Below are 24,924 nucleotides of genomic sequence, written 5' to 3'. Positions count from 1 at the left end.
TTATTCCTTATCCTGCCGGTTGACGTGGGATTCCAGACGGTTTTGCAAGGCAGAAAGCAAAGTCGCCATGATCCAATAAATCAACGAAGCCGCCAAATACATGGTGAACACTTCCAAAGTACGCGAAGTGATCAACTGCGCCTGACGGAACAGCTCTGGCACCTGAATGGTCGCCGCTAGCGAAGTATCTTTCACCAGCCCGATAAAGCTGTTACCGAGCGGTGGCAATGCGGTACGTGCCGCCTGCGGTAAAATCACCCGACGCATAGTTTGCCACGGCGTCATACCAATACTGGCCGCCGCTTCCCACTGCCCTTTGTCGATGGAGGAGATCGCCGCCCGCAGGGTTTCCGAGGTATAGGCCGCGGTATTGAGCGAAAGACCTATCAGTGCTGCGGGGAACGGATCAAACTCAATGCCAAACTGAGGTAGACCGTAGTAGATCATAAACAGTTGGGCGATCAACGGGGTACCACGGAACAGCGAGACGTAAATCCGCGACAGCCAAGCTATCGGCCAGAAATGCGAAAGGCGCATCAGCGCCAACAGGAAGCCTAACATTAACCCCAACGCCATACCGCCCAGACTCAACTGGAGCGTCAGTATTGCGCCCTTCAATAAAAATGGCGCTGAATCCAGCGCCAGTTGAATACTCTCATGCATTATTTAGTTACGTCCGCGCCAAACCACTTCTCAGAAATTTTGCTTAAGGTGCCGTCTTTTTCCATCTCTGCAATCGCGGTATTGATCGCAGCCAACAGCTCTGGGTTGTTTTTACGCACTGCAACACCAGACTCTTGACGAGAGAACGCTGGGCCAGCAACCGCTAAGGTATCACCGGTCTTCTTCACCAGATCCAGTGCTGCCAAACGGTCAACCAGAATCACGTCAATACGGCCTACGCGCAGATCCTGATATTTAGTTGGGTCATCGTCGTAAGTCCGCACGTCCACGCCCTGTACGTTTTCACGCAACCATTGTTCGTAGTTCGTCCCCAAACCCACACCGACTTTTTTACCTTTCAAATCATCAGGCTTGGTAACAGAAGCTTCGTTACCCTTCTTCACCAGCGCTTGAATACCAGAAACGGTATACGGCCTGGAGAAATCGTATTTCTTCTGACGCTCGGCGGAAATAGTGACTTGGTTAATCACCACGTCGATACGTTTAGAATCCAGCGAAGCCAACATGCCGTCCCATTTGGTCGGTTTCAAATCGGCTTTTACACCCAGACGTTTTGCCAGCGCATCAGCGAAATCGACTTCAAAACCTGCCAATTTGCCATCGGCATCTTGGAAACTGAACGGTGGATAGGTTCCTTCCAAGCCTACTTTTAGCTCGCCATGATGTTTAACTTGTTCAAGCAGATTATCTGCCGCGTAGGTTTTTACATTCAGACCCGTGGTGAGAGCCACCGCCATAACGCCTAACAGCAGCTGACGACGAACGTTTGAAAAGACCATATATACCCCGTGAGTTATGTTTATCTTTTTTGATTTCAGCACTTTAACAGTACCGTTGTGTTCTTGAAGGAATATAACCTAATAAATATAGTTCAAAATGGAATAACGAGAGAGATTCACACTGAAGGGTGATAGGCAAACAGCGCCGGAGCCCCGCCAGTATGAATAAACAAGATTGGGCCGTCATCGCGGAAACGTTGCTGGGTTATGCCGTCGATCAAACCCGCCATCGCTTTACCGGTGTAAACCGGATCTAACAAGATGCCCTCTTGCTGCGCCAACAGTTTCACCGCCGCCATACCTTCTTCATTCGGCATACCATATTGCGGAGCAAAATAGTCATCCCACAGCGTGATGGGTGCCAGCGCATCAATCTCTAACGAGCAGGCCAAGGCTTTTTGGATTTGTTCTACTTTCGGTAGTTGGTCGATCACTTTGCGTGAGACGGTCACGCCGATCAATTCAGCATCTGGCAATAATTGCTGCAAGCCCACCGCTAATCCCGCATGCGTGCCAGCGCTACCGGAGGCGACGACGATCGAGCTAAACGCCACATCACGGCTTTGTTCGGCGATTTCTAACGCACATTGTACGTAACCCAATGCACCCAACTCATTCGACCCACCCACTGGCACCACATAAGGGCGGAAACCTTGCGCCTCCAAACGGGTTGATAGAGAAGCCAGTTGCGCTTGTGGATCATACAACGCATCGCACATCACCACTTCGACATTGAATAAATCCAACAACAGACGGTTGCCATTAGTCAGGTAATTTTCAGCTTGAGTATCGATCGGATTTTCCAACAATGCCACGCAGTGCAGGCCAAGTTTGGCTGCTACCGCCGCCGTTTGGCGAACATGGTTGGATTGGATGGCACCGGCGGTGACCAGCGTATCAGCGCCTTGATGTAACGCATCGGCGACTAAAAACTCCAGCTTTCTCAGTTTGTTACCGCCCATTGCCATTGGCGTGACATCGTCACGTTTGATGTAAATTTCACGGCCTAGGTAATCAGAAAGGCGGGACAGTTTTTCGAGCGGTGTGGCGTTACCCACTAAATCCAAACGCGGGAATTGCGCCAATTGTTGTTGCAGATTCACAACGTCTCCCAAATCGGTATCAAAAATCTAACAAACAGATTTATCAGATGTGAACCGAATAAGCACTCTTTATTCGTGCTGGGAGACGTGCCCCGGCTGATAAGCCGGGGAGCAATAATCTAATAGCTTCGCTGCCAAGCGAGATATTGATCGTACTTACGCAACGCGATGCGATAGTTATTATGTGCCGCAGAAGGCAGATCATCGATAATACGCTGGTGACTGATATCGTTGGCAAATTTTTCAGTAGAGTAATTTTGTGCTGCCAGCATTTCGTCCAAGCGGCGCAAGCGCACCACATATTCACGGATGCTGCTGTGGTTCATTTCGGTTTGTTCGAACAGATACTGTTTGAACGCCATAATGTCGAAATAACTCGGCTGACTATTGCACGAAATCTCGCTGCAAAAACGGCAAAGAGCGGCCAACTCAGTCTGAACATTGTGCCAAACCTGATCGTCGATCGGCTGATCCATTTTGGCGATGGCTTCTTTATTGATGATCTTGCCGCGAAAGACCAACGCCATACGATCCAACTGCTTGCCACACTGTCCGCAGTGGGTTTGACAAAGTTTATAATCTTTTAGATAACGGCTAAGTGGCCGTTTTTTCAACGCTATGCTTGCCATAAAAAGGTCCAATTCGAGTAAAGAGGAAGCGCTAAGACTCGGTCTAAGATTCGTTGGCCAAACGGGCGCGCAAACGCTTGATTGCCTGGCTATGTAGTTGACTGACGCGTGATTCCCCCACGTCCAACACTGCACCTATCTCTTTCAGGTTCAACTCTTCCTGGTAATACAACGTCAGCACCATTTTTTCGCGTTCAGGTAACGCCTCAATGGCATCGATGACGCGCTGGCGCAGGTTGCCTTCTAGCAGGTGATGCAACGGGTTGGCCTCTTCGTGCCCTTCCAGCATCGGTTCAGCGCTTTCGCCGTGCTCTTCGCGCCATTCGTCGTAAGAAAAAAGCTGGCTGTTATTGGTATCCAACAAAATTTGACGATACTCATTCAGCGAAATATCCATCGCTTGCGCCACTTCCACTTCGCTCGCCGGACGACCGTACTGCTGTTCCAGCCGTTGCATCGCCTGCGCGACCTCACGGGCATGACGCCGCACGCTGCGTGGCACCCAGTCGCGACTACGCAATTCGTCGAGCATCGCCCCGCGTATGCGCTGCACCGCATAGGTGGTAAAGGCGGTTCCCTGTAAGGCGTCGTAACGCTCAACGGCGTTCAGCAGCCCTATTCCCCCGGCTTGCAACAAATCGTCCAATTCCACGCTAGCCGGTAGCCTGACTTGCAGGCGTAATGCTTCGTGGCGCACTAACGGAACGTAGCGTTGCCAGAGAGAATTTTTATCCATCACGCCTTCGGCGGTATACAGATCGCTCACTATGTCTAAAACCTACGGCTAAGAGAGTCAGCGTTATTATCCTTGGGGGGGGTCAATGCCAATCGGCAGAACAGCCCTACAAAACGGCCTCTATTTGCCTTATGTGTTTTGCGGCGTAAAAAAACCCTGCCGAAGCAGGGTTGGGTGACGGGTAAATCGAGGGGGTCGATTAACGCAGCAGAGTCAGAACGTTCTGAGTAGACTGGTTAGCCTGTGCCAGTACAGAAGTACCCGCTTGTTGCAGGATGTTTGCACGGCTCATGTTAGACACTTCGGTCGCGTAGTCAGCATCTTGGATACGAGACTGAGAAGCAGACAGGTTGTTAACCGTGCTGTTCAGGTTGTTGATAACAGAATCGAAACGGTTCTGTACCGCACCCAGAGAAGAACGCAGACCATCAACTTGAGCCAGCGCTTTGTCCAGCACGGCCAGTGGGTCAGCAGTTTTAGGCGCGGTAGACTGTTCGGTACCTTTAGTCACAACACCAGTAGTACTATTTACGTCAGCTTTAAAGTATTTAGCTGCAGCGCCAGTACCTTCTTGAATAACGTAAGACTTACCACCATCGTAAGATTTCAAACCAGTGGTATCACCAGTAGCAGTAATTTCTTGTTTAACCGATGTCACATCTTTGGTGGTCATTGCTGTAGTATCAGTTTCAGCCGCAGCGATGGTGGCGACTTTACCATCGGTTTTACTGATGTCAGCTTTATAGCTCTTACCATCGGTACCTACCGCATAGATATCGCCAGTCGCATCATCTTTGATAAATTTAGCCGGTGCCGCACCGTTAGCTTGCTTACCGTTAGCATCGATAGTCAGATCTTTACCGGTAGTAATGGTAGTGACATCAGCGCCAACTTTAGTGGTATCGAACGGATTTGCCACGCTGAATTTATCCAGACCCAGTGTTTGGGCATTGATGTTTTTCAGATCGATATCGATGGTTTCGCCATCGTTAGCGCCCACTTGGATAGTCAGTTTCTGGTCGCCGCTCAGGACTTTCACGCCGTTGAAATCAGTCTGTTCAGAGATACGGTTGATCTCAGCCAGACGTTGAGTAATTTCGTCCTGGATGGATTGCAGGTCGCTGCTAGAGTTAGAGCCGTTTGTAGACTGAACGGTCAGACGACGGATGTTTTGCAAGTTGTCGTTCACTTCGTTCAGAGCACCTTCGGTGGTCTGCGCCAGAGAGATACCGTCGTTGGCGTTACGAGAAGCCTGAGTCAGACCTTTGATGTTGGCAGTGAAACGGTTGGAGATTGCCTGACCCGCAGCATCGTCCTTCGCGCTGTTAATACGCAGACCAGAAGACAGACGCTCAATTGCAGTACCCAAAGAAGCCTGAGATTTGTTCAGGTTGTTTTGTGCCATCAGTGACAGGCTGTTGGTATTAATGACTTGTGCCATAGTATGCTTTCCTTACGAATCTGCATTCACAATTAAAAGGGTTCGGGCTTATTTGCCCACGGCTTCAATCACCGTCTCCACAGGTATCGGCGCACCCTTCCCAACCTTTAGAAAAATTTTTTATTTTTTTCTTCTCAAAGCAATGGCACAAATAACGCCGTTTTTTCTTCTTCTACTTCCGAATCACTTTTTTCTTTTTGCCATAAACTTTTCCACCAACAAGCCGATAACGCGTAAAGCAAATAAAATGGGGATTCACTGATGGCATCAATTAGTTCACTGGGTATCGGCTCAGGTCTTGATCTCAATGGTCTGCTAGATAAATTGACCAAAGCGGAGCAGCAACGTCTGACTCCCTACACCACGCAGCAAAGCAGTTATAACGCAAAAATTACTGCCTATGGCACGTTGAAAGGCGCACTGGAAAAATTCGACAACCTGAGCAAAGAGCTGGCTAAGCCGGATTTCTTTAACAGCACAGTTGCCAGCAAGCACGATGCTTTCGGCATCACCACTAACGCCAAAGCGGTTCCTGGTAACTATGTGGTTGAAGTGAAACAGTTGGCTCAATCCCAAACATTGCTCACTAACGGCACTATTAACGACCAAACCACCAAGCTGGGCACTGCGGGCGCTAGCGATCGCTCAATCAACATTACCCAAGGCAATCCGCCGAAGACGGTTAATATTCCTCTGAGCGACGATCAAACCTCTCTGGTCGAAATGCGCGATGCGATCAACGGGGCTAAAGCGGGTGTCAACGCCAGCATCATGCGTGTGGGCGATAACGAATATAAATTGGCGATCAGTTCCACCACCACCGGTGAAAATAATAAGGTTTCTATTCAGGTTAATAATGATGCCGCGTTAGGCGATATCTTGAATTACGATTCCAGTAAGCCGACGAACGATCCAAGCAATAAAATGAAGGAAACGGTGGCGGCGAAAGATGCCGAAGTCATCGTTAACGGCACCGCCATCAAACGCAGCACCAACTCGATTAGCGATGCTTTGCAAGGCGTCACCATCTCTCTAAAAAGCAAAACCAAAACCGGTGAACCACAAAACTTAGTGATTAGCACCGACAACAGCGGCGCTACCGATAAAATCAAAGAGTGGGTTGATACTTATAACTCGCTGCTGGATACCTTTAACTCGCTGACCAAATACACGCCAGTCAAAAGTGGCGAACAACAATCAGCGAAAAACGGTGCCCTGCTCGGTGATAATACCCTGCGAGGTATTCAAACCTCGATTAAAAATGCATTGAGTACCTCGCAGGATAACCCCGATTTGAAAGGTTTGGGTAACTTGGGCATTACCACCAATACCAAGACCGGAAAATTAGAAATCGACAGCGACAAACTGAAAAAAGCGTTTGATGAAAAACCCGAACAGGTGGCGAAGTTCTTTGCCGGTGATGGCAAAGATACGGGTATGGCGACCAGCATTCATAACGAAATCCAAAACTATATTAAAGCCGGCGGTGTAATCGAAAACTCGACCAAAAGCATTAATACCAACCTTGATCGTTTGAATACTCAAATCACCCGAGTAACAGAAAGCATTCAGGAAACCATTGAACGTTACAAACAACAGTTCGTTCAGCTAGACACCATGATGTCAAAACTGAATGGCACCAGTAATTACTTGGCGCAGCAATTTGCCGCCAAATAACCTTTTGGAGCCTGCATCTTGTTTACCCAAAATAAGTTGCAGGCTCCGCTAACCAGGTAGAATAATATGTATAACCGCAGTGGCACTCAAGCTTACGCCCAAGTCAGTTTGGAAAGTGGCGTCATGAGTGCAAGCCCGCATCAGTTGATCGTCATGCTGTTTGACGGTGCCTTAAGTGCCTTGGCGCGTGCACGTATCCTGATGAACCAAGGCGATACCGCCGGTAAAGGGCTTGCTATCTCTAAGGCCATCAACATTATTGATAATGGCTTGAAAAACGGCTTGGATCATACTCAGGGTGGTGAAATCGCCGATCATCTCGCCGCACTCTATGACTATATGAAACGACGATTGATGCAGGCCAATCTGCATAACGACGAATCAGCAATCGAAGAAGTCATTAAGTTACTCGACAATATTGCTGATGCTTGGCGCCAGATTGGACCTCACTATCAACCCACTCAGGACGCCATTTAATGGAACGCCAACAGCAACTGTTATCCACTTACCAGCAAATTTATAACCTGAGTAACCAAATGCTCGCGTTAGCACAGGCAGGGAAATGGGAAGAGCTGGTCAGCTTGGAATTAGCCTATGTAACGGCGGTAGAAAAAACCGCCAATTATGCGATAACCGAGAATACCTCCATCGCTTTGCAAGAGCTGTTACGCAATAAACTCCAACAGATCCTCAACAATGAGCGTGAATTGAAGCGTCTTCTTCAATTACGTATGGATGAGCTGAAGGATTTGATTGGCCAGTCAACGCGCCAAAGTGCAGTTAATAGTACCTACGGCCAATTCCACGATCGCGCTCTGTTATTAGGCGAGCCGCAGATCAGGTAAATCTGGTTAGCATTCGAATTATTCAGCTTGTGAGTCATTAATGAAAATGCAACTTTCGGGCTTTACTCCCTTCTTAATGGAGAATAATCACGCCAACACGGACGTTTTCTGTTCAGCAGGAAATTGATGCTTGATCGTTAAAAAACAACGTTGTGCTCCACAACCTATGGAAAAATGTTGCCCCAATTGGCTTCAAAGCGTAAAGATATTCACAAAAAATAGCGGCGAAATGAATATCAATGGAACGCACAATTAATCTTTGTCCTGGGATTGGTTTCTCAGCACACATCATACAGCACACTGAATTATTATTTCCTTCAGTCTATTTTGAACAACCTCATCTGTATCTGATACAGCAAGGGAGCAAAAGCATACGTTGGCAACAACATGAAGTGGTGGCCAATGCAGGTGAACTTTTAATCATCAATGGTGGGCAAACCGTTGATATTGTGAATAGACTTTCTAGTGAAGGAGTTTTTAGTAGCCAACTGCTGGTGTGCGATCCTCAATTACTGGCCTCCCCAACGTTAGGAAAAGACGCGCCACAACCGACGGCATTCGATGGTATCTCGGCATTACACCACTTACCTGTCGCTTTATTACACAGTTTCGAAACCACTCATTTGGCATTAACGCTCAATAACAGTTTTCCACCGGTTATCGTTCGCCACAAAATGCTGGAGATCCTACTTTGGCTGACCCAATTTGGCATCAAGTTGGTGCATAACGAGGTTAAAGATCTGACGCAGCGAGTGCGCCGTTGTCTGGCGACCGATCCATACAGTATTTGGAGCGCCGCTAAAGTGGCCGAAAGTTTGGGGATGAGCGAGGTGGTATTACGCCGTAAACTTTCAGCAGAGAATAGCGCCTTGCGTAATCTGATGATTGACGTTCGCATGAGCAGCGCATTGGTGCTATTACAATCTACCGACTGGCCAATATCGGCAATTGCTCAACACACCGGCTATGAGAGCTCCTCCCGTTTTGCTGAACGTTTTCGTAAACGCTTCGGTTTCGCACCAACGGCAATACGCGGACATCAGCGGGTGAAGGAATCGGGGGTTTCACCCCCCGACTCTTCACACAATACCGAGTATTCAGTTCCGGCTAATAATGAATAACGTCATTACGCCAGGCCACATGTGTGGCCACAACAGATGGCGGTTTATCGTGCTGGGGACTACCGATGTTAAGTTTTACAGCGTTAGCTTTTCAATTGCAGCGTAGTCAAACAAGTCTGGCTACTTTCATACGTCGCAATCGGTGCGCTGGCCGTCTTCCCCTGATAACTGACTTCAATGGTGCCCTCGATATTACGCGGCAACCAGACACCGACAAAACCGTTAGCGTAACTGGTCATACTTTTCTGCATCACCACCTTGCCGTTTTTGTCCGTCACCTTCACATCAAAAGGCGTATTCGCAAGTTCGCCCCGGCAACCAGAAAGGCTGTGGTTAAAACAAGGATGGGTTTGTGTCAGATAAGGGGAGAAAGAGAGATAAAACTTATCGCCAAGCGGATAGCTGAACTGCTGCGTTCCGTCAGATAATTTCAATTCAGTGCTGGTAATGCCTGCATTATAAGGTAGCGGGCGTGCTTGGGTGGAACCGTCGATAGCGTCCACCATTTGCTCGGTAGTTTTGCCCGTTAGACCATGTGCTGCGAGAAAATCTGCATCTGATTGCGCGAGTGCCGTGCCGCTAATACTCAGTGCCAGTAACGCAAAGATCATATTACGTTTCATCAATGATTCCTTTCCAAAAGAGAGTGTGAGGTCTTCCGTGACTCTAAACCTTCCGGTAAGGGGAGGGTCAAAAAGATATACGATTCTTTACATGTTTGGCGTGAGGGTAATTCCATTATTTATCAAATAATTTAACCATTTACACCGGCATATTCATCACGTAACAAAGTCGTTTTAAAGAACGCGTAACAGTAGGCAATAACGCGCCCTAAAGCAAAGTGTTAGCGCAAGCTAGCAAGACTGGTAACGACCGTTTGTGCAAATTTTTTGCCCCACACATGCTCATAAGCAAAAGTTTACAATCCGTCTATTGATGGGTAGCACCAAGGGGGCTATAATTTATCACATGAGGTAGCGGAAAGCCGCAGCCCGACAACCCCAAAGGGATGAATAATGAGCATTAACGACATGACCACAGCAGAGTTTGAAAAGATTCACGCTGAAATCGCCAAGCTAATGGCTGATACAGCGAAGATTAACAGGGAAACAATGCGGCATCCCGTCGCTGTCGCAGCTGGCTTGATCGGTGCTATAGCCACGGTAACAGCAATCATCATCAGATTCATATAACAGAAGCCCCACAAGGGGCTTTTTAGTAAGGTGTCTATGCGACTAATCAACGACTACACCCCACCATCCACTGACGATTTGGTGCGACTTAAAGAACAACTTGAATACACCGGCAATCAAATGGCCGATCTAGCAGGTGTTGCAGGTAACAGCCAGTGGAGAAAATACACAGGTGGCGCAGAGCCTCGCGCAATGTCTCCACACATTCTATTCTTCATGGCTGCACAACTAGCGCTATCCGACGATGAGTTACAGAAAGTGATCGATAAGATGCGTGAGATCGGAGCTGGGGTTTGATGAAAGAAAAGATAGAATCTATTCAGATCCTGCGTGGTTTAGCTTCTCCGCTGCATTCTACTTTAATTTCGGGATTACTACATGATTAGTAGAGATAATACATTACAGCTTAAAGCATTAGCAATCATCATAGTGATGATAGGTCATCTTATAACAGTAAATAAAACACCGCTCCCGAATGAGCTGAGATGGACAGCTTCCTTTGGAGTCACTATCTTTCTAATCTTATCGGGTTATGGACTAATGAAATCATTAGAAGTGAATGGCCTTCATAACTTCTTCAAGAAAAGATTCCTGACTGTATTAGTCCCATTTTATATAATGACTACAGTCACGTTTTTAATCAATGGCACAAAAAATAATAGCTTTTTAGATTTAATTAAAACTTTCACATTTACCAATCTCGACATGAATATTGATGGCACCATGTGGTATATATATTTCATTGCGATTTGGTATGTTTTATTTTACTTGGCTGCAAGGATGATTAAATCACCGAAAGTTATCTGCATTGTTCTCTTTGCATTAGCCAGCACATTCATTTATCTCAATCCATTCGTTGGGCATGAGAACTTAAGATTTCAAACCACACTACATGCCTTTAGTTTTCCATTGGGTATTTTACTTTCTTTAATTGAAATACCCAAAGGAGCAAGGAAATTATCTGGTGCATTCCTCATTACTGCCTGTTTCTTTATTCAGAAATCACAATGGGCTTCCTATGCAGATTACAAATTCTCATTAAGTTGCATCGCATTTGGCCTTGGTGCTGTATTCCTTATATCAGCATACAATTTCCAATCGGTATATTTAACGTTCATAGGTACAATATCTTATGAAGTCTACTTGATAGAGGGTGTTAATTTAAGATACCACTTCTCCGATGTCTGGATTGTAGATTGTGCCATGTTCTTCTTAGTGACATTCTCATTGGCCGTAGTTTTAAAAAAGGCCGCAGCAAAAGTACTAGGATACTCAAATGCAATAAAAATGAAAGGTGTTAAAGCATAGGGTTTGCATTGGTTTTTTTCCAAAATAGAACAAGAAACTCACCCTGAATTAAATTCCAGGGTGAGTTCTTTACACTCCTTTAAGCCTTCAAAACTGGGGTTTCCGGCCAAGTAGCATTTATTGAACAATAACGTTGACCACCGTAGATAGGGCATTATAACTCTTGCGTCAGCGTGGCTGGTTGGTCATGTCGCGTGAAAACAAAGTCCCCTGCTACCACGTGGGAGGCTTTCAAGGGATTTCCCTTGCCAAGGGTGTATCCTATTTTATACAATAACCCTATGAAAAACATCTATACCACCGAAGAATTCGATAACTGGTTTACCAAGTTGCGTGACAAGCAAGCGCAGAAACGCATTCAGGCTCGCATTGACCGGACAGAAAGTGGCAACTTCGGCGACTGTGAGCCCGTAGGTGAAGGTATTTCAGAAATGCGCATTCACTATGGACCCGGTTACCGAGTTTATTTCACGCAGCAAGGTATGGAGATTGTGATTTTACTGGCCGGTGGTGATAAATCCACCCAATCAAAAGATATCAAAATCGCGCTTGAACTCGCGCGACAACTGTAGGGGATCGACATGACTCTAAAATTGCGTAAATGGGATAGCACCGAACACCTTAAAACCGATGACGATATTGTTGCTTACCTAGAAGCCTGCATGGCAGAGGCTGGTGATGATGCGACTTTCATTGCCAAAGCATTAGGTAACATAGCTCGTGCCCGTGGGATGACGCAACTTTCCAAAGATACGGGCATCGGACGTGAAAGCCTATATAAAGCACTGTCAGGCGAAGGCAATCCTAGTTTTGGCACTATTCTCAAGGTAGTAAACGCCTTAGGGTTGCGCCTGCACACCACTGCCGCTTAAAGCAATCTGACAAGAATCCCCGTGAAAGGGCTTTTTAATGGGTAAACAATGCGATTAATAGAAAATTATGAGGCCCCGCACGTTGACGACCTGTTAGCTCTGAAAGAAAAGCTGGGTTATACGGGTACTCAAATGGCAAAACTTGCGGGTGTCGCAAGTAACAGCCAGTGGCGCAAATATACGGGCGGCGCAGAGCCTCGCGCAATGTCTCCGCATATTCTATTCTTCATAGCCGCCCAACTAGCGCTTTCCGATGATGAGTTGCAGAAAGTGATCGATAAAATGCGTGAGATCGGAGCTGGGATTTGATGGGTAAAATAATATCAATACATTACTTGAGGGGAATGGCAGCATAAATGGGGCATGCCAACGCCCAGATGGTTTATCAAGTTTACGGGATAATGGATAGCCGACAACCCTGATGCTCAAAGAGCCATTCTGAATCAAAAATTATCATCGTTTGCCCCATCCATACCCCAATAAAAAGCAATCTGAACCAATTATCTTTATTTATACAATAGGTTATCAACCTACACCGGCATATTCATCACGTCTTGATACGCGGCCACCAGTTTATTTCGGATTTGCACGCCTAATTGCAATGAAACCGATGATTTTTGCAGATCCACCATCACATCATTCAGGCTAATACCCGGTGCGCCTAAAGCAAAATCCTGCGCTTGAGCGCGAGCAGTTTGTTGGGTATCGCTAATTTTATTGATAGCGGCTTTTAGTTCACTGGCGAAGCTAGCCCCTTGAGCTGGCGTATTATTGGTTATATTTCCCGCTTGAACTGCCGTTGCCTGAAGCTGTTGCAGAACACCTTCAATCCCCTGAATTGCCATTACTGACCTCAATATTGTGCGGTTTGCCACCGGACACTTTTCCGATGCTGCACACCCTATCATAGGATTTTCGCGCTAAAGCCGTTAATTAGCTGCAAAAAACCAAGCTTATCGGGCAATCAAAAAAACTTTACCGGCAAATAATGGCCTGCCCAGAAATGGGAGTGCCGTTATTTTGAAAGGGAGTCCGTTTTGTCATTACGCAACGAATCACCGCACAAGACCCGCCAGTTCGACAAGGGGTGGCTATGAGTAGCGCCTCAATCACCGCTGGCGGAAGCAGTGAGAATGGCCTTCAGGCCATGTGGAACCGCCTGCGTGCCAACCCCAAAATTCCTTTGCTGATTGCCGCTTCTGCGGCGATCGCCATCGTGGTTGCGCTGTTGTTATGGGCAAAAAGCCCAGATTACCGCGTGTTGTATAGCAATATTAACGATCGTGATGGCGGCGCCATCGTCACCCAATTGACGCAAATGAACATCCCCTACCGCTTTGCCGAAAATGGCTCCGCGCTGATGATTCCGGCAGATAAAGTGCATGAAACCCGTCTGCGCTTGGCACAACAAGGGTTGCCGAAAGGCGGTGCGGTCGGTTTTGAATTGCTGGATCAGGAAAAATTCGGCATCAGTCAATTCAGCGAGCAGATCAACTACCAACGCGCTTTGGAAGGTGAACTGTCGCGCACCATTGAATCCCTTGGCCCGGTCATGAACGCCCGTGTTCATTTGGCATTGCCAAAACCTTCGCTGTTTGTGCGTGAACAAAAGTCCCCTTCGGCTTCAGTGACGCTGACGTTGCAACCCGGTCGTGCATTGGACGACGGCCAAGTTAACGCCATCGTTTATATGGTATCGAGCAGCGTGGCCGGTTTACCACCGGGTAACGTGACCGTCGTCGATCAGGTCGGACGTTTGTTGACTCAATCCGACGGTACCGGACGAGATCTGAACGCCACACAATTGAAGTATGCCAACGAAGTAGAAAACCGCTACCAACGCCGTATTGAAGCGATACTGGCACCGATCGTCGGCAGCGCCAACGTGCGCGCTCAAGTCACGGCACAGATTGATTATTCCACCCGCGAGCAAACCGACGAAGAATATCAACCCAACACTTCAGCGGATAAAGCCGCCATCCGCTCTAAACAATCGAGCCAAAGCGATCAATTCGGCGGACAACAGGTCGGCGGCGTCCCTGGGGCTCTCTCTAATCAGCCAAGCCAACCGCCGGTCGCGCCGATCGAAACGCCAAAACCCGCGGCAGCCTCTAATGCCACTACCCCCGCTACACCGCAGAACAACGCGGCAGCAACCAGCAATAAAGGCACGGCATCACAGAACTCCCGTCGTGACGAAACCACCAACTACGAAGTCGACCGCACCATTCGCCATACCCAACAGAAAGCGGGTGGCGTGCAGCGGTTATCCGTTGCGGTAGTCATCAACACCCTCACCACCGACAAAAGCGGCAAACCGGTGCCGATGAGCAAAGAACAATTAGCTCAAGTGGAATCACTGGTGCGTGAAGCGATGGGCTTCGATAAAGCGCGGGGCGACAGCCTGAACGTGGTGAACTCGACCTTCACCGACGTTGAGCAAACCGGTGGGCAATTACCGTTCTGGCAATCGCAAAGCTTTATCGAACAGTTGATGAATGCCGGTCGTTATCTGTTGATCTTGCTGGTCGCTTGGCTGCTGTGGCGCAAACTGGTACGTCCGCAATGGCAAAGCCGTGTTATTGCTCAACAGGCCGCGCAAAACATAGCGACCGCATCTGCCGCACGTCCGGTTGATGTGCACAAACCGAGTCATGAAGAACTGGCGCAGCGTAAGAAATCACAACAACGCGTCAGTGCAGAAGTCCAGAGCCAGCGTATTCGCGATATGGCAGATAAAGATCCTCGCGTGATCGCTCTGGTAATCCGCCAATGGATGAGTAACGAAATATGAGTCTGACAGGGACTGAAAAGAGCGCCATTTTGCTGATGACGCTAGGTGAAGATCGCGCGGCAGAAGTGTTTAAGCACCTCTCCTCTCGCGAGGTACAGCAACTGAGCGGCACCATGGCCAGTATGCGTCAGGTTTCTCACAAACAGTTGGGCGAAATCCTGACTGAATTCGAAGACGATGCCGAACAGTATGCTGCGTTGAGCGTCAATGCCAGCGATTACCTGCGTTCGGTATTGGTCAAAGCGTTGGGTGAAGAACGCGCGGCGAGCCTGCTGGAAGATATTCTCGAATCGCGCGAGACCACCACCGGCATGGAAACGCTCAACTTTATGGAGCCGCAAACCGCCGCTGATCTGATCCGCGACGAACACCCGCAGATTATCGCCACCATTTTGGTGCATCTGAAACGTGGACAGGCCGCCGACATTCTGGCGCTGTTCGACGAACGCTTGCGCAACGACGTGATGCTGCGTATCGCCACCTTCGGCGGGGTACAACCGACCGCCTTGGCGGAATTGACCGAAGTGCTGAACAACCTGCTCGATGGCCAAAACCTCAAACGCAGCAAAATGGGCGGGGTACGTACCGCAGCCGAGATTATCAACCTGATGAAAACTCAACAGGAAGAAGCGGTTATCGATGCGATGCGCGAATACGACGGCGAGTTGGCACAGAAAATTATCGACGAGATGTTCCTGTTCGAAAATCTGGTGGATGTGGACGACCGCAGCATCCAGCGCCTGTTGCAAGAGGTGGAAGGCGAGTCGCTGTTGATCGCATTGAAAGGGGCCGAGCAGCCACTGCGCGAGAAGTTCCTCAAGAACATGTCGCAACGTGCCGCCGACATCCTGCGCGACGATCTGGCCAACCGTGGCCCAGTGCGTATGTCGCAAGTGGAAAACGAACAAAAAGGCATCCTGCTCATCGTTCGTCGTTTGGCAGAAAGTGGCGAAATGATTATTGGCGGCGGCGAGGACACCTATGTCTAATCACATGAATGCCCTGCCCTGGCAACCTTGGGAACTCAATGACTTGGCTGCGCCAAAAATCGTTGAGGAACCCTTGCCGTTAATGGACATGGAATTGCCACCGCTGGACGATTCAGCCGATGAAGAACAGAAGCTGGAAATGCTGCACTTGCAGGCTCAGCAGCAAGGTCAGCAGCAGGGGTTTGCCGACGGTCAGCAAAAAGGTTATGACGCGGGTTTCCAATCTGGGCTGGAAGAAGGCCGTCAGCAAGGCATTCAGGAAGGTTTACAACAACAACAGCCGCTGACCGCCCATTGGCAACAGATGGTCGCCGAGTTCCAGCACACGTTGGACGCACTCGACAGCGTGATTGCCTCGCGCCTGATGCAATTAGCGCTGACGGCGGCGAAGCAGGTGCTCGGCCAACCGCCGGTTTGTGACGGCACCGCCCTGCTCGCCCAGATCCAACAGCTTATTCAGCAAGAACCGATGTTCAGCGGCAAGCCGCAATTGCGTGTTCACCCCGATGATTACGAGCGTGTCGAGCAACAGCTTGGCGTCACACTCAGCCTGCACGGTTGGCGTTTATTGGCCGATGGGCAGTTACACCCCGGTGGTTGCAAAGTCAGCGCTGAAGAAGGCGATCTTGACGCCAGTTTAGCCACCCGTTGGCATGAGCTGTGCCGCTTGGCCGCACCGGGAGAACTGTAATGACCGTTCGACTTGGGCGTTGGCTCAACTCACTCGATACGCTGGAACAACGCATCGCCCGTTCGCCAGCCGTGCGTCGTTACGGACGCTTAACTCGTGCTACCGGGTTGGTGCTAGAAGCGACCGGTTTACAACTGCCGATCGGTGCGACCTGTCTGATCGAACGTCATGATTTGGGTGAAGTGCAAGAAGTCGAAAGTGAAGTCGTCGGTTTCAACGGGCAGAAGTTGTTCCTGATGCCGCTCGAAGAAGTCGAAGGCATCGTCCCCGGCGCACGCGTTTATGCACGCGTGTCGCCAGAAGGCCAAAGCGCCAGCAAACAATTACCGCTTGGCCCGGCCTTGTTAGGCCGCGTATTAGACGGCAGCGCCAAACCGCTCGACGAGTTACCCGCCCCAGAAACCGGCTACCGCGCACCACTGATCACCGCGCCGTTTAACCCGTTACAACGCACCCCAATCGAACAGGTTTTGGACGTCGGCGTGCGCACCATCAACGGTTTATTGACCGTCGGGCGCGGGCAACGTATGGGGCTGTTCGCCGGCTCTGGTGTCGGTAAAAGTGTGCTGCTCGGTATGATGGCGCGCTATACCCAAGCCGATGTGATTGTGGTTGGGCTGATCGGTGAACGTGGCCGCGAAGTGAAAGACTTTATCGAGAACATTCTCGGTACCGAGGGCCGAGCCCGTTCGGTGGTGATCGCCGCACCCGCCGATGTCTCGCCGTTGCTGCGTATGCAAGGTGCCGCTTACGCCACCCGCATTGCCGAAGATTTCCGCGATCGCGGTCAGCACGTCTTGCTGATTATGGACTCCCTCACCCGCTACGCGATGGCGCAGCGTGAAATCGCCTTGGCGATCGGCGAACCGCCAGCCACCAAAGGCTATCCACCTTCGGTCTTCGCCAAACTGCCCGCGCTGGTTGAACGCGCCGGTAACGGCATCAGCGGCGGCGGTTCAATCACCGCGTTTTATACCGTGCTGACCGAAGGGGATGACCAACAAGATCCGATCGCCGATTCCGCACGCGCCATTCTCGACGGCCACGTGGTGCTATCGCGCCGTTTGGCGGAAGCCGGTCACTATCCGGCGATCGATATCGAAGCCTCAATCAGCCGTGCCATGACCGCCTTGATCGACGATGAACACTATCGCCGAGTACGGAATTTCAAACAAATGTTGGCAAGTTATCAGCGCAACCGCGATTTGATTAGCGTCGGCGCTTACGCCGCAGGTAGCGATCCGTTGCTGGATAAAGCCATGACGCTTTATCCAAACATGGAGGCCTATCTGCAACAGGGTATTTTTGAACGCAGTGACTATAACGACGCCTGCTTGCAACTACAGCAGTTGATTGTTTAACGCCACCACCGAGGCTCAATGCGATGAAAGCGAAATCACCCCTGATAACCCTGCGCAATCTGGCGCAGGATGCCGTTGAACAAGCCACCAAACAGCTTGGGCAAGTTCGCCAAGCGCAACAGGCCGCCGAACAGCAACTCTCGATGCTGTTGAACTATCAGGATGAGTATCGGCAAAAGCTGAACCAAACCCTGAGCGGTGGCATGGGTTCTTCTCATTGGCAGAACTATCAACAGTTTATCGGCACGCTGGAACAGGCAATCAATCAACACCGTCAGCAGTTGTTGCAGTGGAGTCAAAAGGTCGATCAAGCCATCGTTCAATGGCAAGACAAGCAACAACGACTCAACGCTTTCGAAACCCTCAACAGCCGAGCGCAAACCGCTGAGCTGTTGCTGGAAAATAAGCGCGATCAAAAGCTGATGGATGAATTCGCCCAGCGCAGCGCACAAAGGAATATCAACCCATGAATCTGAATATTTTGCCCGGTATGATTCCGACTGGTGATGCCAGTTCGCTCACCGATGCCGCTGCATCGCCGGATGACTCACCACTCTCTTCTGCCTTTGCACAGCTGCTCGGCGCCCGTTTTGCCCCAACAGGGAAAAACAGTGAGAAACAGCAGCTCACCGAACTCAGTGCCGACGAGAAACAAACATCAACGTTGAGCCGTAACCAACTCAATGAACTACTCGCCGCGTTTCAAGGGAGCGATGGGCTGCTGGCAACGACCCAACTAAGCCCAGAGTTACAGCAAAAACTGCAACCGATGGTCGATAAACTGCACGATACCGAAACTCAAACGGCACCGCAGGACTCGCTCGATGCCGCAACACTGCAGGCGTTGTTTGCCATGCTGCCCACCGTGATGCCAGCGCCACAACCCATCGCTAACGGCAACGCACTCACTACCGATGAGCCAGAGCAACCTACCACCCTCACCTCCGCCAGCAGTTTGTTGAGTACGCTGACCGAAGGGAAAGACGCACCGGGCAAGCCGCAGCAACACACCGTTGAACCCTCCGTGGGGCAATCCACAATCAAAGAAAAACTGAACGCTGAAGCCGATGCGACGGTATCGCCAGCGGCGGCTGACACCACGCCATTGAAACTGGCGTCAGAAACTAACGTCACACCACATCAGCAAACAACGATTAACACCGCCGCGGTAGCTCCCGTTTCCAGTCCGGTCATCAGCCAAACACCCACCAGTGCAATGGTCAGCGCACCGAGTACCCCGATGCTAAATGCCCAACTCGGCAGCCCGGAATGGCAACAGGCGTTGAGCCAACAAGTGCTGATGTTCCATCGCAACGGGCAACAGAGCGCCGAATTGCGTTTGCATCCGCAGGAGTTAGGCGCGTTGCAGATAACCCTGAAGTTAGATGATAGCCAGGCGCAGTTGCATATCGCTTCGGCACACAGCCAAGTACGCGCGGCAGTAGAAGCGGCGATGCCTCAACTGCGTCATCAACTGGCGGAAAGTGGTATTAACCTCGGCCAAAGCAGCGTCGGTAGTGAATCCATGTCACAACAAGCGCAACAACAGGCTTCGAACGGCCACGGTGGGCAATCCTCTTATCGTGAGCAACACGGTGGCGGAGAGGCTCGAGGCGAAGTTGTCAGTGCTCCAGCTGCTTTGCAAGCAATGGCGCGATCAGTCAATGGCGTCGATATTTTCGCCTAAGCAACGGCAAACGCCAAAGCTGGCACGCTTTTCCCCGCCTATTCACGCCATTGAGAGCCGGAATGGGCGGGATAATGGACTATCGCTTCTGTGTATGGTTTTTTCATACGCCAAAATGGGAATTTGATTGATCAATGTCTCAGAACATCCTTCCAACCGTACCAAAAAAACGCCCTGTATTGGTGATCCTACTGTTATTGATTGCTGTCGCCGCTTGTGGTTCCGCGGGCTACAGTTGGTGGCTACTGAAACAACAGGATAAACCGGCTGCATTCCAGCCTGCCGCACCGGTGTTTATGCCGTTGGAGACTTTTACCGTCAATCTGGTGACGCCGGATAACAGTCCCGATCGCGTGTTGTATATCGGTGTAACGTTGCGTCTGCCGGATGAAGTCACGCGTCGCCGCTTGAATGATTACTTGCCGGAAGTGCGCAGCCGTTTGCTGATGCTGCTTTCTCGTCAGGAAGCCAGCCAACTGAGTAGCGAGCAAGGGAAGCAGCAACTGATAGCACAGATCAAAGATGTGCTCAGCCCGCCGCTGGTTAAAGGTCAACCGAAGCAAGTGGTCAGCGATGTGCTGTTCACCGCCTTCATATTGCGGTAACCACTATGGGTGACAGCATTCTTTCACAGGCAGAGATCGACGCCTTACTCAATGGTGACAGCTCGGGGGATGAACCTACCGCAGCCGTCGGCAATGAGAATGAGGTGAAGCCTTACGATCCCAATACTCAGCGCCGCGTGGTACGTGAACGCCTGCACGCGCTGGAGATCATCAACGAACGTTTTGCCCGGCAATTCCGCATGGGGTTATTCAACCTGCTGCGTCGTAGCCCGGACATCACCGTCGGACCGATCAAAATCCAGCCCTATCACGAGTTTGCTCGTAACCTGCCAGTGCCAACCAACCTGAACTTGGTGCATTTGAACCCGTTACGCGGTACTGCGCTGTTCGTGTTTGCACCGAGTTTGGTATTTATCGCCGTGGATAACCTGTTCGGTGGCGATGGCCGCTTCCCCACCAAAGTGGAAGGCCGTGAATTTACCCCGACCGAACAACGGGTGATCAGACGCATGTTGCGGTTAGCGCTGGACGCCTACGGCGACGCTTGGAGCGCCATCTACAAGATTGACGTGGAATATGTGCGCGCCGAGATGCAGGTGAAATTCACCAATATCACCACCTCACCGAACGACATTGTGGTCACCACTCCTTTCCAAGTGGAAATCGGTGCGTTAACCGGTGAATTCAATATCTGCATTCCCTTCGCCATGATTGAACCATTGCGCGAATTGCTGACCAATCCACCGCTGGAAAACTCGCGGCAGGAAGACAGCCAATGGCGTGAAACCTTGGTGAAGCAAGTACAGCATTCCGAGCTTACGCTTACCGCCAATTTTGTCGATATTCCCATGCGCCTGTCGAAGATTCTGAAGCTTCAACCGGGCGATGTATTACCGATAGATAAACCGGATCGCATCATCGCTCATGTGGATGGCGTACCGGTACTAACCAGCCAATATGGTACTTTGAACGGGCAATATGCCCTACGTGTTGAACACTTGATTAACCCTATTTTGAATGCCCTGAGTGAGGAACAGCCCAATGAGTGATCCTAAGCAACCGTCTGGTGAAGGAAAGGAATCCGTAGACGACCTGTGGGCTGATGCGTTTAACCAGCAGCAAACATCGGAGAAAGGCGCAGCGACTGAAGGCGTATTCAAATCGCTGGAACCGCAAGATGCGCTCGGTGGCCTGCAAGATATTGATATGATTTTGGATATCCCAGTCAAACTGACCGTGGAGCTGGGCCGTACCAAGATGACCATCAAAGAGCTGCTACGCCTGTCGCAAGGTTCGGTGGTGGCGCTAGATGGGTTGGCGGGTGAACCATTGGACATTATGATCAACGGTTATCTGATTGCCCAAGGGGAAGTGGTGGTGGTGGCCGATAAATTCGGTGTACGCATTACCGACATCATTACCCCATCCGAACGTATGCGCCGCCTGAGCCGCTGATGACTGACGCAGCGCAGACTCAAACCGCACAGACTCAGGCAATTCAGTCTCAGGCAATTCAACAGCAACCGGCACCGGTTCTACCGACCGGTTCGGTACTGACGCAGGTCAGCACCGCGCTCGGTGGCGTGTTGCTGCTGATCCTGCTGGCGGGTTGGTTGTTTCGCAAACTGGGTTTCGCTGCGCAGATGCGCAATAGCAAACTGCTCAACGTGCGTGCTAGCTGTCAGGTCGGTCAACGCGAGCGGGTGGTGATTGTTGAAGTGGATAACACCTGGCTGGTGCTAGGTGTCACCGCACAACAAGTGACTCCGTTGCACACCTTGAGTGCCCCGCCTACAGAAGCCGAAACCACAGAGAATCCCCAACCGGCGGATTTTCGTCAGTTAATGCAGAACCACTTAGTGCAGAAGATGTTGAAACGCCCAGGAAAACCGGCATGATCCCAGTGAATTTAAAGCGAACGGATCTTCTGCTGTCGCTGTTTGCCACCGCCCTGCTACTCACTAGCCCGGCGGCTTTGGCTCAATTACCGGGGCTAATCAGCAAACCATTGGCTAACGGCGGCCAAAGCTGGTCGTTGCCGGTGCAAACGCTGGTGTTACTGACTTCGCTCAGTTTCTTGCCGGCGATGTTGCTGATGATGACCAGTTTTACCCGCATCATCATCGTGCTTGGCCTGCTGCGTAACGCCTTGGGCACCCCATCCGCACCACCAAATCAGGTGATGTTAGGGCTGGCGCTATTTCTAACTTTTTTCATCATGTCGCCGGTGTTCGACAAGGTGTATCAAGACGCCTATCTGCCCTTTAGCCAAGACAAAATCAGCATGGAAGTGGCTTTCGACAAAGGCGCGCAACCGCTGCGTGAATTTATGCTGCGCCAGACGCGAGAAACCGATCTGGCGCTGTACGCCAAGTTAGCCAATCAGCCGCCCCTAGCCGGGCCGGAAGCGGTGCCGATGCGTATTTTGTTGCCCGCTTATGTGACCAGTGAGCTGAAAACCGCGTTTCAAATTGGTTTCACTATTTTTATTCCGTTTCTGATTATCGATTTGGTAGTCGCCAGCGTGCTGATGGCGCTCGGGATGATGATGGTGCCGCCAGCGACGATTTCATTGCCGTTTAAGTTGATGTTGTTTGTGTTGGTGGATGGGTGGCAGTTGTTGTTGGGATCGTTGGCGCAGAGTTTTTATTCTTAGGTGAATGGCTAATGCGCTATGAACGGTGGGCTTTTGTTTCGGTCGCTAAACCTAAGTTGTTCCATATAACACGGATGACCGCGACCGAGTCGGGGGCTCAAGAGCCAGCCCCCGACACCCCGGCCCTTGCCACATCAGGCGGTTGCTGGCGCAACTGCCCGAACTTCGGCACTGCGCATAACGGCCGGCTGCAACAGACGTCCCTGTCTGTTTCGCCTAAAACCGCCATCCATGGCGGTTTTGCCTATGCTCCGTTTCTCCGTTCGGCGCCTTCAATGGCGTTAACACCAGTGCTCACTTCACCCAATTTATAGCGGTTTAAATAGTGAAGTTGCCCGGTGAATGAAGATTCAGGTGTTGACGTTGAGAGCGCATCATAGGCAGCCGAACAAGGCGCAGTTGTCAGGGGCGTCGGGTCATGGATGACCCGACGAGGCGATGTGAACAGGGACGTTCATTGAGCCGACCCGTCCGGCAACTGCAACGCCGTGAGGGCACCCGCGCAGCGGGCTGGCGATGGTAAGCGCAGGCGCGGGTGAAGGGGCTTCGCCTTTAAGCCCCTTCAATTGCCGTCCATTATTGCTGCATATAACTGCGTACGTTTGCGGCAATTCTAATTACACCGAACGGGCAGAAACGGAAACATAGTGTTAATCACGTTAATTAAGAAGGTATTTCTATGACTCCTGAATCGGTTATGGCGTTGGGGACTGAGGCGATGAAAGTGGCGTTGGCGCTAGCTGCGCCATTGTTGTTAGCCGCGCTGATCAGTGGTTTGGTGGTGAGCTTGTTGCAGGCCGCGACGCAGATTAACGAGATGACGTTGTCGTTTATCCCGAAAATCTTGGCGGTATTCGCCACTATTATCATTGCTGGGCCGTGGATGCTGAATTTGCTGTTGGATTACATGCGCATGTTATTCAGTAACTTGCCTAATTTGATCGGCTGATTATGCTCAGTTTCGATAGCGCTCAGCTTACCGTCTGGCTTAGCCAATACTTTTGGCCACTGCTGCGGGTACTGGCGTTGATCAGTACCGCGCCGGTACTTAGCGAAAAGCAGATCAGCAAAAAAGTAAAAATCGGCCTCGGCGGTTTGATTGTGATTTTGATAGCCCCTACTTTGCCTACCAATAATATTCCGATTTTCTCCGTGACCGGGCTTTGGCTGGCGATTCAGCAAATCCTGATCGGCGTGGCTCTCGGCCTGACCATGCAGTTTGCTTTTGCCGCGATTCGTTTGGCGGGCGAAGTGATCGGCATGCAGATGGGGCTTTCATTCGCCACCTTCTTTGATCCTTCCGGCGGCCCCAATATGCCGGTGTTAGCGCGTTTACTTAACCTACTGGCAATCTTACTGTTCCTCAGTTTTGACGGCCATCTGTGGCTAATTTCCCTCTTAGCCGACAGTTTCCATACCCTACCGATACAAAGCCAGCCACTGAATGGCAATGGTTTCCTAGCATTGACCCAAGCCGGTTCGTTGATTTTTATCAATGGGTTGATGCTGGCATTACCGCTGATTTGCCTATTACTGACGCTGAACATGGCACTCGGTCTACTAAACCGTATGACACCACAGCTTTCGGTATTTGTTATCGGTTTCCCGATCACCATGACGATTGGCATTATGACACTCGGCATGATGATGCCGCTATTAGCCCCGTTCTGTGAGCATCTGTTTGGCATATTTTTCGATCAGTTAGCGACGGTGGTGGGAGGGATGGGGGGTTAACGATCTCAATTAATATTTTAAATAGAAGTGGGGGCACTAAATGCCCCCACCGTTCTCA

The 24,924-nt window shown here is 50.3% G+C and carries 31 protein-coding genes; 23 read left to right on the top strand and 8 right to left on the bottom strand.

The features are described from left to right. From tcyL to AC3ISQ_RS09205, 6 genes are all read right to left on the bottom strand, one after another. Window positions 1-663, bottom strand: coding sequence for a cystine ABC transporter permease (tcyL, locus tag AC3ISQ_RS09230; protein WP_489352540.1), 663 nt, complete (start codon window positions 661-663; stop codon window positions 1-3). Next, entirely contained in the window at window positions 663-1,463 is an 801-nt protein-coding gene (gene tcyJ, locus AC3ISQ_RS09225) for a cystine ABC transporter substrate-binding protein (RefSeq protein WP_489352538.1), read from the bottom strand. Before tcyJ ends, tcyL begins: the two co-directional genes overlap by 1 nt. Window positions 1,464-1,579: 116 nt before the next feature. Continuing rightward, window positions 1,580-2,566, bottom strand: coding sequence for a D-cysteine desulfhydrase (locus AC3ISQ_RS09220; RefSeq protein WP_489352537.1), 987 nt, complete (start codon window positions 2,564-2,566; stop codon window positions 1,580-1,582). A gap of 119 nt (window positions 2,567-2,685) precedes the next feature. Beyond that, entirely contained in the window at window positions 2,686-3,195 is a 510-nt protein-coding gene (fliZ, locus tag AC3ISQ_RS09215) for a flagella biosynthesis regulatory protein FliZ (RefSeq protein ID WP_489352535.1), read from the bottom strand. 43 nt (window positions 3,196-3,238) lie between these two features. Further along, a complete protein-coding gene (locus AC3ISQ_RS09210) occupies window positions 3,239-3,961 on the bottom strand; it encodes an RNA polymerase sigma factor FliA (RefSeq protein WP_489352533.1) in 723 nt (240 codons plus the stop codon). A 169-nt stretch (window positions 3,962-4,130) separates the two neighbouring features. Then, the gene (locus AC3ISQ_RS09205; protein WP_489352531.1) at window positions 4,131-5,372 is read right to left on the bottom strand and encodes a FliC/FljB family flagellin; all 1,242 of its coding nucleotides are present in this window, start codon (window positions 5,370-5,372) and stop codon (window positions 4,131-4,133) included. 261 nt (window positions 5,373-5,633) lie between these two features. Between AC3ISQ_RS09205 and fliD the strand changes: the two genes are divergently transcribed. The 4 genes from fliD (at window position 5,634) to AC3ISQ_RS09185 (ending at window position 9,015) form a co-directional block, all read left to right on the top strand. Then, window positions 5,634-7,049 (top strand): flagellar filament capping protein FliD, encoded by a 1,416-nt coding sequence (gene fliD, locus AC3ISQ_RS09200; RefSeq protein ID WP_489352529.1) that lies wholly within the window; start codon window positions 5,634-5,636, stop codon window positions 7,047-7,049. Between the two features lie 66 nt (window positions 7,050-7,115). Next, entirely contained in the window at window positions 7,116-7,526 is a 411-nt protein-coding gene (gene fliS, locus AC3ISQ_RS09195; protein ID WP_489352527.1) for a flagellar export chaperone FliS, read from the top strand. After that, a complete protein-coding gene (gene fliT / locus AC3ISQ_RS09190) occupies window positions 7,526-7,894 on the top strand; it encodes a flagella biosynthesis regulatory protein FliT (RefSeq protein ID WP_489352525.1) in 369 nt (122 codons plus the stop codon). The genes fliS and fliT overlap by 1 nt, the downstream gene beginning before the upstream one ends. 239 nt (window positions 7,895-8,133) lie before the next feature. After that, a complete protein-coding gene (locus tag AC3ISQ_RS09185) occupies window positions 8,134-9,015 on the top strand; it encodes a helix-turn-helix transcriptional regulator (protein ID WP_489352523.1) in 882 nt (293 codons plus the stop codon). Between the two features lie 83 nt (window positions 9,016-9,098). Here the strand turns inward: AC3ISQ_RS09185 and cueP are convergent, their stop codons facing one another. Continuing rightward, window positions 9,099-9,638, bottom strand: a complete 540-nt coding sequence (gene cueP / locus AC3ISQ_RS09180) for a copper-binding periplasmic metallochaperone CueP (protein ID WP_489352521.1) — start codon at window positions 9,636-9,638, stop codon at window positions 9,099-9,101. A gap of 393 nt (window positions 9,639-10,031) precedes the next feature. On the opposite strand from cueP, the gene AC3ISQ_RS09175 reads away from it, so the two are divergent. The 6 genes from AC3ISQ_RS09175 (at window position 10,032) to AC3ISQ_RS09150 (ending at window position 12,697) form a co-directional block, all read left to right on the top strand. Beyond that, window positions 10,032-10,208: a hypothetical protein gene (locus tag AC3ISQ_RS09175; protein WP_489352519.1), complete on the top strand. Its 177-nt coding sequence runs from the start codon at window positions 10,032-10,034 to the stop codon at window positions 10,206-10,208. A 36-nt stretch (window positions 10,209-10,244) separates the two neighbouring features. After that, window positions 10,245-10,505 carry an XRE family transcriptional regulator gene (locus AC3ISQ_RS09170; RefSeq protein WP_489352518.1) on the top strand — a complete coding sequence of 87 codons (261 nt, stop codon included), beginning with the start codon at window positions 10,245-10,247 and terminating at the stop codon, window positions 10,503-10,505. 81 nt (window positions 10,506-10,586) lie between these two features. Further along, window positions 10,587-11,516 carry an acyltransferase family protein gene (locus AC3ISQ_RS09165; protein WP_489352516.1) on the top strand — a complete coding sequence of 310 codons (930 nt, stop codon included), beginning with the start codon at window positions 10,587-10,589 and terminating at the stop codon, window positions 11,514-11,516. A 281-nt stretch (window positions 11,517-11,797) separates the two neighbouring features. Continuing rightward, the gene (locus AC3ISQ_RS09160) at window positions 11,798-12,088 is read left to right on the top strand and encodes a type II toxin-antitoxin system RelE/ParE family toxin (RefSeq protein ID WP_489352514.1); all 291 of its coding nucleotides are present in this window, start codon (window positions 11,798-11,800) and stop codon (window positions 12,086-12,088) included. Window positions 12,089-12,097: 9 nt separating this feature from the next. Further along, window positions 12,098-12,388 carry an addiction module antidote protein gene (locus AC3ISQ_RS09155; protein ID WP_489352512.1) on the top strand — a complete coding sequence of 97 codons (291 nt, stop codon included), beginning with the start codon at window positions 12,098-12,100 and terminating at the stop codon, window positions 12,386-12,388. Window positions 12,389-12,436: 48 nt separating this feature from the next. Further along, window positions 12,437-12,697 carry a helix-turn-helix domain-containing protein gene (locus tag AC3ISQ_RS09150; RefSeq protein ID WP_489352510.1) on the top strand — a complete coding sequence of 87 codons (261 nt, stop codon included), beginning with the start codon at window positions 12,437-12,439 and terminating at the stop codon, window positions 12,695-12,697. A gap of 221 nt (window positions 12,698-12,918) precedes the next feature. Here AC3ISQ_RS09150 and fliE read toward each other — a convergent pair whose 3' ends face one another. Beyond that, on the bottom strand, window positions 12,919-13,233 hold the full coding sequence (gene fliE / locus AC3ISQ_RS09145) for a flagellar hook-basal body complex protein FliE (RefSeq protein ID WP_489352508.1): 315 nt from the start codon (window positions 13,231-13,233) through the stop codon (window positions 12,919-12,921). Between the two features lie 248 nt (window positions 13,234-13,481). On the opposite strand from fliE, the gene fliF reads away from it, so the two are divergent. The 13 genes from fliF to fliR all read left to right on the top strand — a co-directional run bounded on the left by fliF (window position 13,482) and on the right by fliR (window position 24,866). Then, window positions 13,482-15,182, top strand: a complete 1,701-nt coding sequence (gene fliF, locus AC3ISQ_RS09140) for a flagellar basal-body MS-ring/collar protein FliF (protein WP_489352506.1) — start codon at window positions 13,482-13,484, stop codon at window positions 15,180-15,182. Next, a complete protein-coding gene (gene fliG, locus AC3ISQ_RS09135) occupies window positions 15,179-16,171 on the top strand; it encodes a flagellar motor switch protein FliG (protein WP_489352505.1) in 993 nt (330 codons plus the stop codon). Before fliF ends, fliG begins: the two co-directional genes overlap by 4 nt. Beyond that, window positions 16,164-16,862, top strand: coding sequence for a flagellar assembly protein FliH (fliH, locus tag AC3ISQ_RS09130; protein WP_489352503.1), 699 nt, complete (start codon window positions 16,164-16,166; stop codon window positions 16,860-16,862). Before fliG ends, fliH begins: the two co-directional genes overlap by 8 nt. Continuing rightward, window positions 16,862-18,223: a flagellar protein export ATPase FliI gene (gene fliI, locus AC3ISQ_RS09125; protein ID WP_489352501.1), complete on the top strand. Its 1,362-nt coding sequence runs from the start codon at window positions 16,862-16,864 to the stop codon at window positions 18,221-18,223. Before fliH ends, fliI begins: the two co-directional genes overlap by 1 nt. A 23-nt stretch (window positions 18,224-18,246) precedes the next feature. Next, on the top strand, window positions 18,247-18,693 hold the full coding sequence (gene fliJ, locus AC3ISQ_RS09120; protein WP_489352499.1) for a flagellar export protein FliJ: 447 nt from the start codon (window positions 18,247-18,249) through the stop codon (window positions 18,691-18,693). Continuing rightward, window positions 18,690-19,910, top strand: a complete 1,221-nt coding sequence (locus AC3ISQ_RS09115; RefSeq protein ID WP_489352497.1) for a flagellar hook-length control protein FliK — start codon at window positions 18,690-18,692, stop codon at window positions 19,908-19,910. Before fliJ ends, AC3ISQ_RS09115 begins: the two co-directional genes overlap by 4 nt. 134 nt (window positions 19,911-20,044) lie before the next feature. Then, window positions 20,045-20,515, top strand: a complete 471-nt coding sequence (gene fliL, locus AC3ISQ_RS09110) for a flagellar basal body-associated protein FliL (protein ID WP_489352495.1) — start codon at window positions 20,045-20,047, stop codon at window positions 20,513-20,515. Window positions 20,516-20,520: 5 nt separating this feature from the next. Further along, entirely contained in the window at window positions 20,521-21,525 is a 1,005-nt protein-coding gene (fliM, locus tag AC3ISQ_RS09105) for a flagellar motor switch protein FliM (RefSeq protein ID WP_489352493.1), read from the top strand. Next, window positions 21,518-21,931, top strand: coding sequence for a flagellar motor switch protein FliN (gene fliN, locus AC3ISQ_RS09100; protein ID WP_489352491.1), 414 nt, complete (start codon window positions 21,518-21,520; stop codon window positions 21,929-21,931). Before fliM ends, fliN begins: the two co-directional genes overlap by 8 nt. Then, the gene (gene fliO, locus AC3ISQ_RS09095; protein ID WP_489352490.1) at window positions 21,931-22,374 is read left to right on the top strand and encodes a flagellar biosynthetic protein FliO; all 444 of its coding nucleotides are present in this window, start codon (window positions 21,931-21,933) and stop codon (window positions 22,372-22,374) included. The genes fliN and fliO overlap by 1 nt, the downstream gene beginning before the upstream one ends. Then, the gene (gene fliP / locus AC3ISQ_RS09090) at window positions 22,371-23,132 is read left to right on the top strand and encodes a flagellar type III secretion system pore protein FliP (RefSeq protein WP_489352488.1); all 762 of its coding nucleotides are present in this window, start codon (window positions 22,371-22,373) and stop codon (window positions 23,130-23,132) included. The genes fliO and fliP overlap by 4 nt, the downstream gene beginning before the upstream one ends. Window positions 23,133-23,811: 679 nt before the next feature. Continuing rightward, window positions 23,812-24,081: a flagellar biosynthesis protein FliQ gene (gene fliQ / locus AC3ISQ_RS09085; protein ID WP_489352486.1), complete on the top strand. Its 270-nt coding sequence runs from the start codon at window positions 23,812-23,814 to the stop codon at window positions 24,079-24,081. Window positions 24,082-24,083: 2 nt separating this feature from the next. Beyond that, the gene (gene fliR / locus AC3ISQ_RS09080; RefSeq protein ID WP_489352484.1) at window positions 24,084-24,866 is read left to right on the top strand and encodes a flagellar biosynthetic protein FliR; all 783 of its coding nucleotides are present in this window, start codon (window positions 24,084-24,086) and stop codon (window positions 24,864-24,866) included. The last annotated feature ends 58 nt before the right edge of the window (window positions 24,867-24,924 follow it).

It is taken from the genome of Serratia sp. KH_031 (genome assembly GCF_057839655.1).
The sequence above is the reverse complement of the archived record's forward strand: the minus strand, read 5'-3'. Positions and strand labels throughout refer to the sequence as shown.

Excerpts from the sequence above, each read along its gene's own strand:
- tcyL (WP_489352540.1), bottom strand. The coding sequence starts at position 663 with ATGCATGAGAGTATTCAACTGGCGCTGGATTCAGCGCCATTTTTATTG.
- tcyJ (WP_489352538.1), bottom strand. The coding sequence starts at position 1,463 with ATGGTCTTTTCAAACGTTCGTCGTCAGCTGCTGTTAGGCGTTATGGCG.
- fliZ (WP_489352535.1), bottom strand. The coding sequence starts at position 3,195 with ATGGCAAGCATAGCGTTGAAAAAACGGCCACTTAGCCGTTATCTAAAA.
- AC3ISQ_RS09205 (WP_489352531.1), bottom strand. The coding sequence starts at position 5,372 with ATGGCACAAGTCATTAATACCAACAGCCTGTCACTGATGGCACAAAAC.
- fliD (WP_489352529.1), top strand. The coding sequence starts at position 5,634 with ATGGCATCAATTAGTTCACTGGGTATCGGCTCAGGTCTTGATCTCAAT.
- fliS (WP_489352527.1), top strand. The coding sequence starts at position 7,116 with ATGTATAACCGCAGTGGCACTCAAGCTTACGCCCAAGTCAGTTTGGAA.
- fliT (WP_489352525.1), top strand. The coding sequence starts at position 7,526 with ATGGAACGCCAACAGCAACTGTTATCCACTTACCAGCAAATTTATAAC.
- AC3ISQ_RS09185 (WP_489352523.1), top strand. The coding sequence starts at position 8,134 with ATGGAACGCACAATTAATCTTTGTCCTGGGATTGGTTTCTCAGCACAC.
- cueP (WP_489352521.1), bottom strand. The coding sequence starts at position 9,638 with ATGAAACGTAATATGATCTTTGCGTTACTGGCACTGAGTATTAGCGGC.
- AC3ISQ_RS09175 (WP_489352519.1), top strand. The coding sequence starts at position 10,032 with ATGAGCATTAACGACATGACCACAGCAGAGTTTGAAAAGATTCACGCT.
- AC3ISQ_RS09170 (WP_489352518.1), top strand. The coding sequence starts at position 10,245 with ATGCGACTAATCAACGACTACACCCCACCATCCACTGACGATTTGGTG.
- AC3ISQ_RS09165 (WP_489352516.1), top strand. The coding sequence starts at position 10,587 with ATGATTAGTAGAGATAATACATTACAGCTTAAAGCATTAGCAATCATC.
- AC3ISQ_RS09160 (WP_489352514.1), top strand. The coding sequence starts at position 11,798 with ATGAAAAACATCTATACCACCGAAGAATTCGATAACTGGTTTACCAAG.
- AC3ISQ_RS09155 (WP_489352512.1), top strand. The coding sequence starts at position 12,098 with ATGACTCTAAAATTGCGTAAATGGGATAGCACCGAACACCTTAAAACC.
- AC3ISQ_RS09150 (WP_489352510.1), top strand. The coding sequence starts at position 12,437 with ATGCGATTAATAGAAAATTATGAGGCCCCGCACGTTGACGACCTGTTA.
- fliE (WP_489352508.1), bottom strand. The coding sequence starts at position 13,233 with ATGGCAATTCAGGGGATTGAAGGTGTTCTGCAACAGCTTCAGGCAACG.
- fliF (WP_489352506.1), top strand. The coding sequence starts at position 13,482 with ATGAGTAGCGCCTCAATCACCGCTGGCGGAAGCAGTGAGAATGGCCTT.
- fliG (WP_489352505.1), top strand. The coding sequence starts at position 15,179 with ATGAGTCTGACAGGGACTGAAAAGAGCGCCATTTTGCTGATGACGCTA.
- fliH (WP_489352503.1), top strand. The coding sequence starts at position 16,164 with ATGTCTAATCACATGAATGCCCTGCCCTGGCAACCTTGGGAACTCAAT.
- fliI (WP_489352501.1), top strand. The coding sequence starts at position 16,862 with ATGACCGTTCGACTTGGGCGTTGGCTCAACTCACTCGATACGCTGGAA.
- fliJ (WP_489352499.1), top strand. The coding sequence starts at position 18,247 with ATGAAAGCGAAATCACCCCTGATAACCCTGCGCAATCTGGCGCAGGAT.
- AC3ISQ_RS09115 (WP_489352497.1), top strand. The coding sequence starts at position 18,690 with ATGAATCTGAATATTTTGCCCGGTATGATTCCGACTGGTGATGCCAGT.
- fliL (WP_489352495.1), top strand. The coding sequence starts at position 20,045 with ATGTCTCAGAACATCCTTCCAACCGTACCAAAAAAACGCCCTGTATTG.
- fliM (WP_489352493.1), top strand. The coding sequence starts at position 20,521 with ATGGGTGACAGCATTCTTTCACAGGCAGAGATCGACGCCTTACTCAAT.
- fliN (WP_489352491.1), top strand. The coding sequence starts at position 21,518 with ATGAGTGATCCTAAGCAACCGTCTGGTGAAGGAAAGGAATCCGTAGAC.
- fliO (WP_489352490.1), top strand. The coding sequence starts at position 21,931 with ATGACTGACGCAGCGCAGACTCAAACCGCACAGACTCAGGCAATTCAG.
- fliP (WP_489352488.1), top strand. The coding sequence starts at position 22,371 with ATGATCCCAGTGAATTTAAAGCGAACGGATCTTCTGCTGTCGCTGTTT.
- fliQ (WP_489352486.1), top strand. The coding sequence starts at position 23,812 with ATGACTCCTGAATCGGTTATGGCGTTGGGGACTGAGGCGATGAAAGTG.
- fliR (WP_489352484.1), top strand. The coding sequence starts at position 24,084 with ATGCTCAGTTTCGATAGCGCTCAGCTTACCGTCTGGCTTAGCCAATAC.